General features: G+C 54.4%; 15 protein-coding genes. 4 read left to right on the forward strand and 11 right to left on the reverse strand.

Annotated features, from left to right (window positions below):
- The first annotated feature begins 9 nt into the window (after positions 1 to 9).
- Positions 10 to 495 carry a ferritin gene (locus tag FYJ52_RS02935; RefSeq protein WP_154575762.1) on the forward strand — a complete coding sequence of 162 codons (486 nt, stop codon included), beginning with the start codon at positions 10 to 12 and terminating at the stop codon, positions 493 to 495.
- A gap of 66 nt (positions 496 to 561) precedes the next feature.
- Here the strand turns inward: FYJ52_RS02935 and FYJ52_RS10330 are convergent, their stop codons facing one another.
- The 3 genes from FYJ52_RS10330 to glgB all read right to left on the reverse strand — a co-directional run bounded on the left by FYJ52_RS10330 (position 562) and on the right by glgB (position 3,873).
- Positions 562 to 795, reverse strand: a complete 234-nt coding sequence (locus tag FYJ52_RS10330) for an IS3 family transposase (RefSeq protein WP_154575763.1) — start codon at positions 793 to 795, stop codon at positions 562 to 564.
- A 225-nt stretch (positions 796 to 1,020) separates the two neighbouring features.
- Positions 1,021 to 1,962, reverse strand: a complete 942-nt coding sequence (locus FYJ52_RS02945; protein WP_408003694.1) for an SIR2 family NAD-dependent protein deacylase — start codon at positions 1,960 to 1,962, stop codon at positions 1,021 to 1,023.
- Between the two features lie 114 nt (positions 1,963 to 2,076).
- Entirely contained in the window at positions 2,077 to 3,873 is a 1,797-nt protein-coding gene (glgB, locus tag FYJ52_RS02950) for a 1,4-alpha-glucan branching protein GlgB (protein ID WP_154575764.1), read from the reverse strand.
- 198 nt (positions 3,874 to 4,071) lie between these two features.
- On the opposite strand from glgB, the gene amrA reads away from it, so the two are divergent.
- Together amrA and FYJ52_RS02960 are read left to right on the forward strand one after the other, a co-directional pair.
- On the forward strand, positions 4,072 to 5,391 hold the full coding sequence (amrA, locus tag FYJ52_RS02955; RefSeq protein WP_154575765.1) for an AmmeMemoRadiSam system protein A: 1,320 nt from the start codon (positions 4,072 to 4,074) through the stop codon (positions 5,389 to 5,391).
- Positions 5,388 to 6,218 carry a radical SAM protein gene (locus FYJ52_RS02960; RefSeq protein WP_154575766.1) on the forward strand — a complete coding sequence of 277 codons (831 nt, stop codon included), beginning with the start codon at positions 5,388 to 5,390 and terminating at the stop codon, positions 6,216 to 6,218. Before amrA ends, FYJ52_RS02960 begins: the two co-directional genes overlap by 4 nt.
- A gap of 94 nt (positions 6,219 to 6,312) precedes the next feature.
- On the opposite strand, the gene FYJ52_RS02965 is transcribed toward FYJ52_RS02960, so the two are convergent.
- From FYJ52_RS02965 to FYJ52_RS02980, 4 genes are all read right to left on the reverse strand, one after another.
- Positions 6,313 to 6,957 (reverse strand): CBS domain-containing protein, encoded by a 645-nt coding sequence (locus FYJ52_RS02965; protein WP_154575767.1) that lies wholly within the window; start codon positions 6,955 to 6,957, stop codon positions 6,313 to 6,315.
- 199 nt (positions 6,958 to 7,156) lie between these two features.
- Positions 7,157 to 7,792 carry an MBL fold metallo-hydrolase gene (locus FYJ52_RS02970; RefSeq protein WP_154575768.1) on the reverse strand — a complete coding sequence of 212 codons (636 nt, stop codon included), beginning with the start codon at positions 7,790 to 7,792 and terminating at the stop codon, positions 7,157 to 7,159.
- Positions 7,793 to 7,795: 3 nt separating this feature from the next.
- Entirely contained in the window at positions 7,796 to 8,050 is a 255-nt protein-coding gene (locus tag FYJ52_RS02975) for a TIGR03905 family TSCPD domain-containing protein (RefSeq protein WP_154575769.1), read from the reverse strand.
- A 53-nt stretch (positions 8,051 to 8,103) separates the two neighbouring features.
- Positions 8,104 to 8,685, reverse strand: coding sequence for a TetR/AcrR family transcriptional regulator (locus FYJ52_RS02980; RefSeq protein ID WP_154575770.1), 582 nt, complete (start codon positions 8,683 to 8,685; stop codon positions 8,104 to 8,106).
- A gap of 156 nt (positions 8,686 to 8,841) precedes the next feature.
- Here FYJ52_RS02980 and FYJ52_RS02985 point away from each other — a divergent pair, with 156 nt between their 5' ends.
- Complete coding sequence (locus FYJ52_RS02985; protein ID WP_154575771.1) at positions 8,842 to 10,719, forward strand: heavy metal translocating P-type ATPase; 1,878 nt, start codon at positions 8,842 to 8,844, stop codon at positions 10,717 to 10,719.
- A gap of 47 nt (positions 10,720 to 10,766) precedes the next feature.
- Here FYJ52_RS02985 and FYJ52_RS02990 read toward each other — a convergent pair whose 3' ends face one another.
- The 4 genes from FYJ52_RS02990 to FYJ52_RS10095 form a co-directional block, all read right to left on the reverse strand.
- On the reverse strand, positions 10,767 to 11,120 hold the full coding sequence (locus tag FYJ52_RS02990; RefSeq protein ID WP_154575772.1) for a DUF1858 domain-containing protein: 354 nt from the start codon (positions 11,118 to 11,120) through the stop codon (positions 10,767 to 10,769).
- 29 nt (positions 11,121 to 11,149) lie between these two features.
- The gene (locus FYJ52_RS02995) at positions 11,150 to 12,106 is read right to left on the reverse strand and encodes a diacylglycerol/lipid kinase family protein (RefSeq protein WP_154575773.1); all 957 of its coding nucleotides are present in this window, start codon (positions 12,104 to 12,106) and stop codon (positions 11,150 to 11,152) included.
- Positions 12,107 to 12,217: 111 nt separating this feature from the next.
- A complete protein-coding gene (locus FYJ52_RS03000; RefSeq protein WP_205960741.1) occupies positions 12,218 to 13,429 on the reverse strand; it encodes an iron-containing alcohol dehydrogenase in 1,212 nt (403 codons plus the stop codon).
- A gap of 40 nt (positions 13,430 to 13,469) precedes the next feature.
- Positions 13,470 to 14,492: a Spx/MgsR family RNA polymerase-binding regulatory protein gene (locus tag FYJ52_RS10095; protein ID WP_235901503.1), complete on the reverse strand. Its 1,023-nt coding sequence runs from the start codon at positions 14,490 to 14,492 to the stop codon at positions 13,470 to 13,472.
- Between the last annotated feature and the right edge of the window lie 286 nt (positions 14,493 to 14,778).

Genomic DNA, 14,778 nt, shown 5'->3' on the forward strand with positions numbered 1-14,778 from the left:
GCCTTGATTTTGGACAAAAAAGTCTATACGATGTTAAACGATCAGATTACAAAAGAATACTATTCGGCTTATTTGTATCTCCAAATCGCCGCTTATTTCGACGAACACGGTTTGGATGGCTATGCAGGCTGGTATGAAAAACAGGCACAGGAAGAAGAAGAACACGCGATGAAGTTCTACCGCTATCTCCACGAAAACGGACAGGCTGTCAAGCTCGGACAGATCGATGCCCCGGACGTGACCTTTAGCGATTTTCTCGAACCAGTCAAAGCTGCTCTGGGCCACGAACAATACATCACCGGCTGCATCAACGACATCATGGCAGCCGCCCAGAATGTCCACGACTACCGGACCGTTGAATTCCTTCAGTGGTTCGTCCACGAACAGGGCGAAGAAGAAGTCAACGCCAACCGCATGGTTCAACTGATGGAAACCTTCGGCGGCAAAAAAATCGGCTTGTTCTTCTTGAACGAAAAAGTCAAAGAACGTCAGTAAACTTACAACAAAAAAGGCTTAAGAGAAAATGATACGTACGCCAAATCCTGGACACACGTATAAAAATTAATTACTCAAACACATGGATGTTTGCCTATACTTTACAGGCGGCATCCATTTTGTTTTTTTCTGAATCCGTTCGTTATTGTAATAATCGATGTAATCTCTCACAGCAGCAGAGAAAGCTTCAAACGAATCGTAGCACTTCTCATAGCCATAGAACATTCCGGTTTTCATTCTGATCTGATCAAGATTTGGATGTTTCGACAAGTCATAAGATATGATTTCATTGGTGTTCATGTTTCGCCTTCATATATTTATTTTCCGCTCTTAATTTGATTAATTCTTCACGTTCAGATTCATTAAGTTCTGGTGGTTTCTTTGTTTTTGCTTTTTTCAATTCTGGGTTCCTTGATTTACAGCCTTTCTTTTGTGCTCGTAGCTGTATCGCATTAAAATACCCTCCTTACTGGACGTCCAGTAAAGAGGGTACATATCACAATGACCTTAAGCCTAATGATTCGATTATTTATCTTTTCTATACAACAATTCCCGAAGGACTGCGCCAATATCCGCGTTCAAACAGATGGAGCGGTCCGCAATTCGTTCAGGGCAGGCGGCTTCTCCGAGATTAACCGCTGCGTAAAACGCCTGAGGATTTTCCGCGGTCTGCCGCCAAAATGGGTACTTGATAATCACCGGAGTGTTCATGCCGACGCCGAGCTCCAAATAGAGCACGTGCTGACCGTCCAGGTGGTCAATAAAATCGTTGTAACGCTGGCAGGCGGTGTGCCAGCCGTCATCCTCAACGAAGGTGTCGTCGCAGCGAAGGTTCATGGTCATCGCCGAGCCGTCATCCGGGCAAACTGGAATCAATGCATCGGCGACGGTCATGGCCACCGTCTGATCTTCCGGCGGCACAAAGACGCCTGCTGCGTTTTTTACAAACCCCTGAGCTGCCATCATCGCCATAACTTGTTCTGCATTGTCGTAAGTTTTGCGAACTGCCGGATTCACACTTTGGAACAAACCGTAATCCCCCTGGGTGTAAAACAAACGGTCTTTGTCAAAGCCGGCCATTTGAAACTGGTGATCCACATTGGTGGTCAGTACAAAATAATTTTTGTCCTGAACGAGTTTTAACAAATTGGGATAAACGTCCGACGGCGCCTTGGTGTAACGGTTGACGTAAATCATCCGGCTCCACCACGCCCAGCGCTCGTTTTCCGTCGGAAACGGGAAAAACCCGCCGGAATACATGTCCCGAATGCCGTATTTCTCAGCAAAATCCGAAAAATACTCGTCAAACCGTTTCCCCGAGTACGTCATGCCGGCCGCTGTGGAGAGCCCCGCGCCGGCGCCGATCACAACCGCGTCCGCCGTCTGAAGCTGCTCGTGCAGCGCGCCCACGCCGCCCTTTTCGCCAAACTGAGCCGCACCGGACATCCGGTCCATAATATACAACATGTCCATCACCTCTATCTTTCTCATTCACATCCGGCGCAATGCCGGTTTTTGTCATGTTTATTATTTCATCAATAGAGATTGTATCAGCTGCGGCCAATTCTGTCAAACACTTTATTACAATTTATTTTGATTTTTTAAGAATAGGATTGCGGAAAACGGCGGAAGGGCGCAAATCAGCTCGCCCTGCTGAACGCTTAAACATTGCTCTGGATTCTCGACCGCTCCTCCGTATTTTTCGTCGTTACTGTGAATCAAAAGTTTGTAATCCGCGGGCTGCCCTGGCAATTTTTCGCTGTGTCCCTTGTCGCTGAAATTGAACAGCGCGAGAACCGTCTCGCCGACGCTGCGGCGCTCGAAGCCGTAGACCGTCCGGTCTTCCCCGTGAACCTGTGTCCACTCGAAGCCGTCCCTGTCGTAATCCTTCGCGTAAAGGGCCGGATGTTCTAAATACAAATGATTCAGATCGCAGATATAATGGTAAAACGCTTCGTGAATCGGGAATTCCAAAAGATTCCAGTCTTGTTCCCGTTTTTCGTCCCACTCTCTGAAATGGCCGATTTCGTTCCCCATAAAGTTCAGCTTTTTCCCAGGATGGGTGATCATATAAGCGTACATCGCCCGGGCCTGTGGGAATTTGCCGTCGTAGCCGCCATTCATTTTCTGGAGTATCGTCGCCTTGCCGTGCACCACTTCGTCGTGGGAGTAGGGCAGCAGGTAATGCTCGTTGTAAAAATACATCATCGAAAAAGTCAGCTTGTGGTACCGCCCAAGGCGCTGCTCCGGTGAGGATTGGAAGAACGAAAGGGTGTCGTGCATCCAGCCCAGATCCCATTTGTAGTCGAAGCCCAGGCCGCCTTCATCCACCGGCGCAGTCACCTTTTCGAAATTGGTGGAGTCTTCCGCCATCAGCACACAGCTGGGATGACGGGCTTTGAGCCCTTGGTTCATCGTCTTGATGAAATCCACCGCGTTGTAATTGACGCCCCGGGCTTCATCCCCCTGCCAGTAAATGATCCGGGAGATCGCATCCATTCTGAGGCCGTCAAAATGATAAGCAGTCAGCCAATAATTAGCCGCGGACTGAAGAAAGCTGCAGACTTCCCCGCGGGAGTGTATGAAGTTTTTGCTGCCCCACTCGCTGTTGCCCACATCCTGATGGGGATATTCGTACAGGGGCGTGCCGTCGTAATTGGCTAAGCCGTAGTCGTCCACTGCAAAGTGCACCGGCACGAAGTCCATGATCACAGCAATATCGTTTTGGTGCAGCGCGTCGACCAAGGTCATCAGCCCTTCTGCGTCGCCGTAGCGGCTTGTGGGTGCAAAAAAACCGGTGTTTTGATACCCCCAGCTGACGTCCGCCGGATGTTCGGACAGCGGCAGAAATTCGACCGCGTTGTATCCGGATTGTTTCAAATACGCGATCAGCGGTCCGGCGATTTCTGCGTAAGTGTACCAGCCGCCGTCGGGCGCGTCCCCCTTTTTTCGCCAGGATCCCAAATGCATTTCGTAAATATTGATCGGCTGATCTTCGCCGCCACTGCGCCCGGCCATCCATTTTTCGTCCTCAAACGTATAATGGCTGAGATCGCGGATCACGGAGCGGTGCCCCGGCCGCAGCTCCATGCCGAAACCGTAGGGATCGCAGTGCTCAACACAGCCGCCGCCGTGATAAATGGCGTAAGCGTAAAGATCCCCCGGCGCTGCCCCCGCCACCTCGCATTCGTAAAAATTGCCGTCGTAGATTTCGTGCATCGGCACGGTGATTTCGCCGTCTTCCTGCCACAGGCGCAGATCAATCCGCTCGGCCGCCGGTGCGAAGGTCCGAAACACGGCGCCGTTTTCTGTCAGGTGTGCGCCCAAAAACGTGTGCGCATCGAAACAATGTCCGGTATAAAATTGATAAAAATCCATAACTTCCCCTCATGTGTGTGTCAGATTCCGCGCTCAAATGAGAACGCTTGCTGTCTCTTATTTTAACACGGTCCCTCTATAAAAGCCATGTTCCGCAGAACAAAAGCTGCCCCCGCTTCAACTAAATTTTATGTTTCGGCGATAAAATACAGACAATTGAGAAAATTTCAGATACAAACTTTTAAGGGAGGTCTTACGATGTCGATCTTAGCAGGCTATATGCTGCCACATCCGCCTGTTGCTGTGCCTGAAATCGGCAAAGGCGAAGAGAAAATCATTCAGAAAACCTTGAATGGCTGCGACGCCGTCGCGCGGGATATTGCCGCCCTCGCGCCGCAGACCATTATTTTGTCGTCGCCCCACGCGCCGATGTACCGCGATTATTTCCACATTGCGCCCGACCGCGAAGCCGCCGGTGATTTCAGCCGATTCGGCGCGCCGGAGGTCACCTTTGATGTGACGTACGATACCGAGCTGCGCGATGCCCTCGTCCATTTGGCCGAGGGTGAAAATTTCCCAGCCGGTCCTGTGGGCGCGCGCACCTCGTCGCTGACGCCGGACCACGGCACCCTTGTGCCGCTGTATTTCATTCGCCGTCGGTACCCTGATTTTAAGCTCGTGCGTCTCGGATTATCCGGCCTGTCCCTCGCGGATCACTGGCATTTCGGCGAGCTCATCGCAGAAGCCGTCCGTCAAACGGGCCGGCGCTGCGTCTACGTCGCCAGCGGTGATTTATCCCACTGTCAAAAGGCGGACGGCCCTTACGGCTTTCACCCCCAGGGACCGGTGTACGACAAACGGCTGATGGACGTCATGGACCGCGGCGATTTCGAGGCCCTGCTCCACTTCACGCCCGCTTTTTTAGACGCCGCCGAAGAATGCGGCCACCGCTCCTTTACGATCATGGCCGGCGCCCTTTCCAATCTGTCCGTCACACCGCAGATCCTCTCCCACCAAAACACCTTCGGTGTCGGTTACGGCACCGGGATTTTCCGCGCTTTTGACCCTTACGTCGCTCTGGCCAAGCAAGCCATCGAAACTTATGTGAAGACCCGCACCACAATCGCTGCGCCGAAGGGTCTGCCGAAGGCCATGGCTCAGGACCGTGCCGGCGTCTTCGTCTCGATTCACGAAAAAGGACAGCTGCGCGGCTGCATCGGCACCTTCATGCCGACCCGCCAAAATATCGCAGAGGAAATCATCCACAACGCGGCCGCTGCCGCAACGGAGGATCCGCGATTTCGGCCGATTGCGCCGTCTGAACTGGCGGCGCTGGAGATTTCCGTCGACGTGCTGACGACACCAGAGCCCGTTCAATCCACCGACGCGCTGGACGCGAAGCGCTACGGCGTCATCGTCACAAACGGCGCGCGGCGGGGGCTGCTGCTGCCCGACCTTGACGGCGTCGACACCCCGGCTGAACAGATCGCCATCTCGAGACAGAAAGCCGGCATCCGTCCGGATGAGCCGATTTCGCTCATGCGCTTCGAAGTGGTACGTCACGAGGCCTTGACATGACCGCGCCGGTGACTTGTACGCTCTGTCCCCATCGCTGCCGCCTCGCTCCCGGTGAAACCGGATACTGCCGCGCGCGGACGAATCGCAAAGGACACGTCGTCCCGTCGGGGTACGGCGTGCTCGCGTCCATGGCTCTGGACCCCATCGAAAAGAAACCCTTTGCGCGCTTCATGCCCGGCTCAAAAATTCTATCCATCGGTTTTTACGGCTGCAACATGCGCTGCCCGTTCTGTCAGAATTACACGATCTCCCAGACGGCTCCAAATCAGAACACCCACCGCATTTCGCCCCGAGACGTTTTGGCCAAAGCCGCGGCGCTCAAGGAAAGCCATGGCAATATCGGCGTCGCCTACACCTACAACGAACCGCTGATCAATTACGAATACGTCCGGGACACGGCGCGCTTGATTCACAGAGCCGGCATGATCAACGCGTTGGTCACCAACGGTCAGTGCGCCGATGCGGTGGCCTCCGAACTGCTCCCCTGCTTTGACGCGGTCAATGTCGACCTCAAAGGCTTTCGGCCGGAAATCTACAGCGCCTGCGGCGGCGATCTCAAAACCACACAGCGCTTTATCGCTCTGGCAGCCGCCCATTGCCACGTCGAGGTCACAACCCTGATCGTCCCGGGCTTAAACGACGATCCCGGCGATATGGCAAAGGAGGCTGCGTGGCTCGCAGCGATAGACCCAGACCTGCCCCTTCATTTGACTCGGTATTTTCCGATGTACCGTGCGGCGAAGCCGCCAACTCCCATCGCGGCACTGCACACCCTTCAGGACATTGCAAAGAAATATTTAAACTGTGTTTTTCTCGGTAATGTATGATTCAAAAAAAACGGCGCACCGCAAGGGTACGCCGTTTTCGTATGATGTGCCTATCACCCCATTCAGGATGAGCCCTCAATTTTCCAGTTCTCTTTTATCGCGCCGCCTGCTTTTCTCCGAGCGCGACGAAGATTTTGACAATATTCGTTTTTGAAAGCCGCCCGACGACTGAAAATTTTTCGTCGCCGCTGTCCTCGTCGCGGTGGATCGTGCCGATCGGCAGACAGTCGACTTCGCTGTGCAGCAGCTTTTCTGCCGCCGAAAGCACCGTATCTTTCGGATCCGCGAAAACAATTTTCGTCCGCGGCGTCATGACCATCGAGATCGGCATCTTCGACAAATCGTCCCGCCCCATGGCGCTCTTGATCAAATCCTTCCGGGAAACCACCCCGATGACATCCTCCGGTGTTCCGACGAACAACGTCCCAATATCTTCAGTGAACAGGCGGTAAATGGCCGAATCCACATCGGAATCGGAACGCACGACAATGGGCTCGGACATGTAATCCCGGATGCGCAGGCTCGCAAGCTTTTCCTGAACCGGATCCTCGCCGCCGCCGACGTAATAATAGCCGAGATGTCGCCGCGCTGAAAGAATCTGCCCCGACAGCAGCACCGCGAGATCCCCCCGAAGGGCGCTGCGGGTCACTTGCAGCCTGCGGGCAATTTTTTCGCCAGTAATCGGTTGTTCATTCTTCACAATTTCCGCAATACGTTTTTGGCGTTCAGTGAGCTGCATCGGTTCCTCCCTTTTCGCATTAATCGTGCATTATTTGATACGCATTTATCTTATCACAGTTATAAGTATATGCCAATACGCCAAAATCGATTTTCACTTAGTTTTCCAATAGTAAATGCATTTCTCACGACAGCCGGCAAAAAAATAAGCCCTTAAACAGAAAATGAAATCTGCTCAAGGGCTTGGTTTTTTATTTAAATTAGACGAACAGTTTGTGCACCACTGAGATTGGTTTGTTGACCTGATCTTCGAACAAATCGGCATCCGTCGGATTGCCCACAATCGCGCCGTAGTGGGTCGGGATCGCGACCTTCGGCTTCAGCGCGTTGACAAAGTCCGCTGCTTCTTTTGCGTCCATCGTGTACGTCCCGCCGATGGGCACGAGGGCGACGTCGGCGGTGATCGCCGTGTTTTCCCTTAAACCGTCCGTATCCCCGGCGATGTAAATCGTCATGCTGTCTAAATCGAGCACGTAGCCGAGCCAGGCGTTGTCTTTCGGGTGAAAGGACTTGGCTGCGTTGTAAGCCGGCACCGCCTGAATGCGGACGCCGTCGATCAGAACCTGCTGTCCGGGCGCGAGCCCAATCGCCTGACGATCTCCCGCGTACGCCTGAACCTCGTCGATGCACGTCGCCGGTGCGACGAACGCCGTGTCGTCTTTGCAGACCTTGTCGAGGCTTTCCGGATCGAAATGATCGTAGTGGTCGTGGGTGATCAGGACCAAGTCGGCGTCACGGGACGCGTCTGTAATCTGAAAGGGATCACAGTAGACCACCGTGCTCCCCGCCAGCTTGATACTCGAATGGCTGTTAATCGTGATGTTTGAAAGATCCATAGCTTACTCCATTTCTCCGGCTTTCCAGGCTGAAAGGGCCTTGGCCAGCTGATCCGGGCAGGAGGTTCCGCGGCCGCGGCAATCGATTCCCTGCAGTCTGTCAATGACCGTGTCCACCGAAAGCCCTTCAACGAGTGCCGCGACGCCCTTGCTGTTGCCATCGCAGCCGCCTTCAAAGGCGACATGGTTGATGATGCCCTTGTCATCGATGTCGAATTCAATTGCGCGGGAACAAGTCCCCTGTGTTTTGTAAATCATGAAAACCTCCTTATAAAAATATGGTGATCCATTTCGTTCGCACATGCCATTTCTTACAGGGTTGGACAAAGCACCGGCCCCACCGTCTTGAGAAAATAGGCGGCGATGGTCTCCGGCTCAGCCTGCATATCCTGAGAAATCCACCAGTCCAGCGCGCCGACAAAGGCAACGGTAATATGGTTGAGCAGAAAATCCTCAGGCAGCGCCGCCTTCGCGATCTCACCGCGCCAGAGCGCCTTGAACGTCTCGGTCAAACTATTTTTGAAATAATGCAGAAATAGTGCGCGTGAACTCCCCTTCAGCATCATCACGAGGTTGCGGTGGTCGTCTCGGAGATGGTAGCAAATGTGGGTGATGACGGTTTGAGGGTTGGGCCGGGCATCTGAAAAATCGTGAGACGACTCAGCGTGCTGATGCCTGGCCGTGACGTGGTCTGAAATGTCGCCGCACAAGGCCGCGAGCAAAGTATCTTTCGTCTCGAAATGGGCATAGAATGTACTGCGCCCAACGTCAGCCAAATCGATGATATTCTGGACGGTGATCGCCGAGTAAGTTTTTTGCGTCAGCAGGGTTCTAAAGGCCGACATAATCGCCTGCCGGCTCCTGCGCTGACGCCTGTCCTCTCTTTTTGCCATCCCTGCTCTCCCTCCTAATCCCTTCGTCCTGAAAGCGCCGGACATTTTCGTCAATTTGTTCCGTAGTGTATGACCGGCCTTTTTTGATTATTTTAACGAAATCCCATTTATTTTACAATAAATTTAATCGAAATAAAAGATTGGAGGATATCCATCATGATTGCAAAATGGTTAAGAAACGACGCCCGGCCGACGCTGATCTGCGTCGTCCTTTCGGGAATCACATTGGGATTAAGTCTGTTCAGCCGGTTCCATCCGATTCCGGCCTTTTCCGTTTTTGACCCAGCCTGGATCGCGGCAGTACTCTGCGGAGTGCCCATCGTTTTCGGCGCGGCAGAAGCGCTTGTGACAGAGCAGGACATCACCGCTGACCTTCTGGTTTCCCTGGCACTCATCGCTTCACTGATCACCCGGGAATGGTTCGCTGCCGGAGAAGTGGCCTTCATCATGCAGATCGGCTCCCTTCTCGAGGACTTCACCTCTGAAAGGGCGAGACAGGGTGTCGCGGCGCTGATCGATCTAACCCCAAAGACCGCCCGACGCGTGAATGGCGGTAAAGCCACAACCATTCCAGTTGAAGCGATTCAGGTCGACGACATTCTCGCGATTCGCGCAGGCGAGACCATTCCGGTGGACGGCGTCGTCGTCTCAGGCAAAACTGCCGTCAATCAAGCCGCCATGACCGGCGAATCCATCCCCGTCGAAAAAAGCGCGGGCGATGGCGTCCTCAGCGGGACGATCAATCAAGGCAGCCCCATTCACATTCGCGCCAAAAAGGCGAGCGCCGATTCGACCCTCCAGCGGATGATCGACCTCGCAAGGGAAGCCGACGCGAACAAGGCGCCAATCGTCGGCCTCGCGGACAAGTGGGCCACGTGGATGGTCGTCGTGGCGCTGTGCTGCGCTGTGGTCGTCGGGCTTTTAACCCGGCAGTTCATCCGCGCCGTCACCGTCCTCGTCGTCTTCTGCCCATGTGCCTTCGTTCTCGCGACCCCAACTGCGGTCGCTGCCGCCATCGGCAACCTCACCCGATGCGGCGTCCTGGTCAAAAGCGGCGACGCCCTCGAACGCATCGCCGGTGTCGACACCATCGCCTTTGACAAAACCGGCACCCTGACCGAAGGTGCGCCGTCGGTCGTCCACATCACTGCCCTAAAAAGCGGTGCGAGCGAAAATGATATCCTCGCCGCTGCCGCCGCCATCGAACAAGATTCCGAGCACCCTCTTGGCCAGGCCATCGCCGCGCACTATCGCGCTGAGGTTGGCGGCGCGCCGCCTGAATCCACAAACGTTGAAGTGCTTCCAGGTCAGGGCATCCGCGGCAAAGTTGACGGCCATGTCATCTTCGCTGGGAAGGCGGCCCTGTTTGAATCCGACATCCTTAACGCTGCGATGGAACGGGCCGAAAGCGAAGGCGCCACGCCAATCGCTGTCAGTGTCGACCATGAGCCGGTCGGCCTCATCGCCCTCGCCGATCCTGTACGCGCTGACGCAAAAGCCGCTGTTAGCGCCCTCAAATCTCTGGGACTTCGCCCCGTTATGCTCACCGGCGACCGCCAGGCAGTGGCGGAAAGGATCGCCTCGGCCGTTGGCATCGACGAGGTAAAAAGTGAACTGATGCCTGAAGACAAAATGACCGCCTTGAAAAATCTCGAAACCCGCGGCCACCGCGTCGCCATGACCGGCGACGGCATCAACGACGCCCTGGCCCTGTCTTCGGCTCACGCCGGTATCGCCATGGGCGGCATCGGCTCGGATATCGCCGTCGAATCGGCCGATGCGGTCCTCGTCGAAGGCGATTTGAAACGCCTGCCCCATCTGTTCGACATGGGCCGCCGCGCCATGAAAAAAATCAAGCTCAACATCATCGTCGCCATGATTCTCAATTTCACGGCCATCGTCCTCTCCGGCCTCGGCCTGCTCGTCCCGATCACCGGCGCCCTGTGGCACAACTGCGGCTCTGTCTTCGTCGTCATCAACGCGGCGTTGCTCCTCCGGGTAAAAGACCGCTTCCAAAACAAATCCACATCATAAAAAAAGAAGGCCTCGCGCCTTCTTTTTAAGTTGGAAACAAAATGACGTTATTCGAGCTCCTCGGCCTGTATCATCGCGGTGTCCTCAAGAAAATCATTGAGGGCCTCGCAGACATCTTCGGGATCGAGCTCGTGCACCTGGGCCGCCTCCCGCAGGGTCTCGCTCTGAGACGCCGGGCAGGATATGCAGGCCATGTTCCAATCCGCGACGAGATAATCCGCCGCTGACGGGTGCGCTTCGATAATCTCCGCGACCATCATATCGAGAGTCACCGTGCCGCCTTCAGAAGGTGCCGTTTCTCTGGCCGCCTGTTCGCGCATCATCTTGTCGCGGTTCACTTCAAAGCGCGCGCGGTCCTGCCAGGATTTATCCATAATTGCTTTAATTTCGTTGTCATCCATTGGAGGATTCACCTGCTTTCAATCGTTGATTATTCGGGAAAAATGGGCTGATTGGCCGCATCCATTTTTTCTTTCTGCCGCGGCGTCGGGAGCATGATTTCAATCGCCTGGTGGGCCACTGCGATATCGGCGCGGCTGAAACTGCCCCCAAATTCGCCATCGACGGTCCACGCCGTCTCTTCTTCCATTTCAAAGGTAATGCCCCGAGTTTGGAACACCTCGATATAGGGGCTATCGGTACTGCCCGACAGCAGCGTCGTTAAGATCTGGTTGATTTCAATCCACATCGGCGGCGCTTTAATGAGCATCACCTCAAAAACACCGTCGGACAATTCCACCCGATCAGAGAAGGGCATCTCGAAGCCGCCCATGCTCGTCGTATTGGAGATGCAGCCGAAAAGCACTTCCCGCTCCTCGGTTGTGCCATCGTGGATCATTTTAAACCGGCTGCGGTATTTGAAATTCTGAGGGATCGTCAAAATCGCCTTCATCATGTACGCCGCATGGCCCAAGGCATTCTTAAAGGTCTGGCTCGTGTCGTAAGACACTGATGTGAACGCGCCGAAGGCCGCGATGTAATTGAAATACTTGTCGTTGAGGCGGCCGATATCGTAGCGGTCAGTGTGATGGCCCGCAATGGTGTGACATTGATCGATCAGACCTTCGGGAATCCCAATCCCCTTGGCGAAATCATTGGTCGAACCGCTGGGGATGTAGCCGAGAATCGGGCGGTGGGCCATGTGCATCATGCCGTTGATCGCGTGATTCAACGTGCCGTCGCCGCCGCAGCAGACCACGACGTCAAAGCGGCCGTCGGTTTCAGCCAAAATAGATTCTGCGGTTAGGCCCTCCGACGGCAGAATCGGGTAGACGGTGGATTCGCAGCCATCCTTGGCGAATTCCGCAATGATATCGAGGGCGTACGTATTGGCCAGGCCCGTCCCGGCGACACCGTTCATCAGAATGAGTAATTTTTTTCGTTTCATTTTATCTTGTCGATCCTAAAAATACAGATTTTCAAAATTATACCATAGAACCTTTGACTTTCCATAAAAAATACCGAAGGCTGCTTAACCTTCGGCTGGTCTATGACCTTTTCAAGCGTTTAAATCAATCAACCCGCTGATCAAATCCGCCACCTCGGTCTGATCCATCAGCTTGGGAACCGGATAAGCTGAATTCATTTCGCTGACAACCTGAGCGGCAAGTTCCCGAACCTCGCCAGGACGAATTTCTGCGAATGTTGTCGGAAGACCGAGATCGGCGTTCATCCGATGAATGCGGTCGATCAGCGCTTCAGCCAATTCTTCATCTTCGTCCCATTCCGATCCGAGGCCAGCGTTGTAGGCCAGCTCCGCCAGTTTGCCGGCGCAGGCATCCGCTGAATTCGCGAGCACCGCCGGCAGAATCGCAGCTTTTAAAGACGCTTTCGGCAGTTCGTAAGCTTCACTGAGTACATTGGCAATCGCATAGGTGTAGCCCGCCATGCCGCGGCTGAACGCCTCACCCGCTTTGACTGACGCCTTCTGAAGATTTAAACGGGTGTGCCAATCCTCTAAATCCGCCACATTTTTTTTGAGGTTTTCGAAAACCATTCGGCTCGCGTCCAGGGCCTCTGTGCGCACGTCGTCGGTATCAAACAAACCGGTATACGCTTCAATCGCAAAGGACAATGCCTCCATCCCCATTGCAGCGGTCTGTTCAGCGCTCAATGCCGAGGTCAATTCCGGATCGAGGCAGACGGCCATCGGGCAGAGCTTCGGATCGATCACCGTGATGCGGCTGCCCGTTTCATCGTCGAGAACCTCAGCGCCCGTCGACGATTCGCAGCCGGACCCGAAAGTCATCGGCACGGCGAACAGCGGCGGCAACCGGTGGAACACGCGGCCGATCCCCGCCATTTTCGGCACAGGCTTGATATTGGTAACCCGCGCCGCGGTCAGCTTCGCACAATGCATAGCGGATGCGCCGCCGACGCCGAGGACCCCGTCGCAAAGCTCGGACAGGTAGCGGTCCACCGCGCTGTACACGTCGTGAAGCTCCGGTTCATCTGCCTCCTGCGTGTACACCACTGACGCGATATCCTGATCAGCCAAATCTTCCTTGAGCTGCGCTAAAAAAGGCTGTTCTGCGGCCGCCTTGTCGCAGACGATCAGCAGGCGCCGGACATCCGTCATCGCGATGACTTCCGGAAAACGCCGAATCATTCTGACACCGGAGAGCACCGGTGGTTTGGGCAGCTTGACTAAAGGCAGTACGGCCCGGGCTGTATATTGGGGAATCCGCTCCGCGTATTTTCTGATTTTCATCGTCATTCCTCCGCTTCGTGGTAAAGGGTTTATTCTAAGATTACAGGTTTAAAAACGCCCGCCATTTGTCTTCGTTAAATCCGAGGATCACGCGGTCGGGCAGGGCTAAAATCGGCCGTTTGACAAGCATGCCGTCCTCCGCGAGACAGGCCGCCGCTGCTTCCGGGCTCATCTGACCGACCTGATCTTTCAGGCCGCGCTCCCGGTACAATTTACCGCTGGTGTTAAAAAAGCGCCGCACTGGCAGCTCTGAGCGGTCCATCAGCGCTAAAAGCTCCGGCGCCTTCAGGCGGTCGGCCACAATGTCGCGCCACTGATAAGCCACGCCGCTGTCATCGAGAAATTTTTTAGCCTTTCGACAGGTCGAACATTTCGGGTAGTAAATGAACAGCGGCAGCGGCTTCGACAATTCATCCCAGTCGTAATTTTGGCGGTAGTCGTCGGTCAGGTGGTGGCTGTCGCCGATATAATCTGTTGTCAATTGGTCCGTATCCGGATCGTAGGTAAATTTGCTAACCGCGACGTTGTCGAGGATCCGGGAGATCATTTGATTCTCCGGATGGCCTTCGGCGTAATTCAAAAACGTGTCAATGGCGAAGCCATGGGACGCCATCGCAATGGTTTTACCCGGATGCGCCCGTAGAATTTTCATGATGGCAGTCGTGACCCGGCGGTACACCTCAGGGCCGGTTTCGCCGTCCGGCGGTGCAAATTGGCTTGGCGCTTCACGCATCGCGTCGAGCAGGTCCGGGAAGAACACATTGATTTCGGCGAAGGGCCGGCCTTCGGCGACGCCGCCATATATTTCAGTGATATCCGGTTCAATCAAAATAGGCACCGTGTCTTTCTTGTCCCCAAGAATAAAGTCCAGTGTCTGGCGCGCCCGGGACAGCGGCCCTGTGACGCCGATATCGATCGGAATGTCTTTAAAATAAGCCGTCAGCAGTTTGCCCTGAGCCATGCCCAAATCGTTGAGCGGAATATCGCTCCGGCCCTGAAGGCGCATTTCTTCGTTGTATTTTGTCGTGCCGTGGCGCACGAGATAAAGGGTTGTTGGTTTCATAATTCTCCTAATGCATGATGTTGATACGGCTCTATTATACCATGAGATCACCGTTCTGCCAAAGAATCGGGGAAGTCTTAAATCCTCAGCCCGTCCCCGCTGATCCCGAATAGCCGATTTTCGCCATACAAAAACGGCGCGCCGTCAGAGGCGCGCCGCCAGACTGTAGACAAAGTCTAGGGCAAACGCTCTAGGCTTTGTTTATTATCGCAATCATTTTTCACCTGTTGCCATACAACCGTGGTAAAATAGCAATAATAGAAACAGGCCATGCATTCAGTAAGCA

The sequence above is a fragment of the Pseudoramibacter porci genome (genome assembly GCF_009696145.1).
Lineage (GTDB): Bacteria > Bacillota > Clostridia > Eubacteriales > Eubacteriaceae > Pseudoramibacter > Pseudoramibacter porci.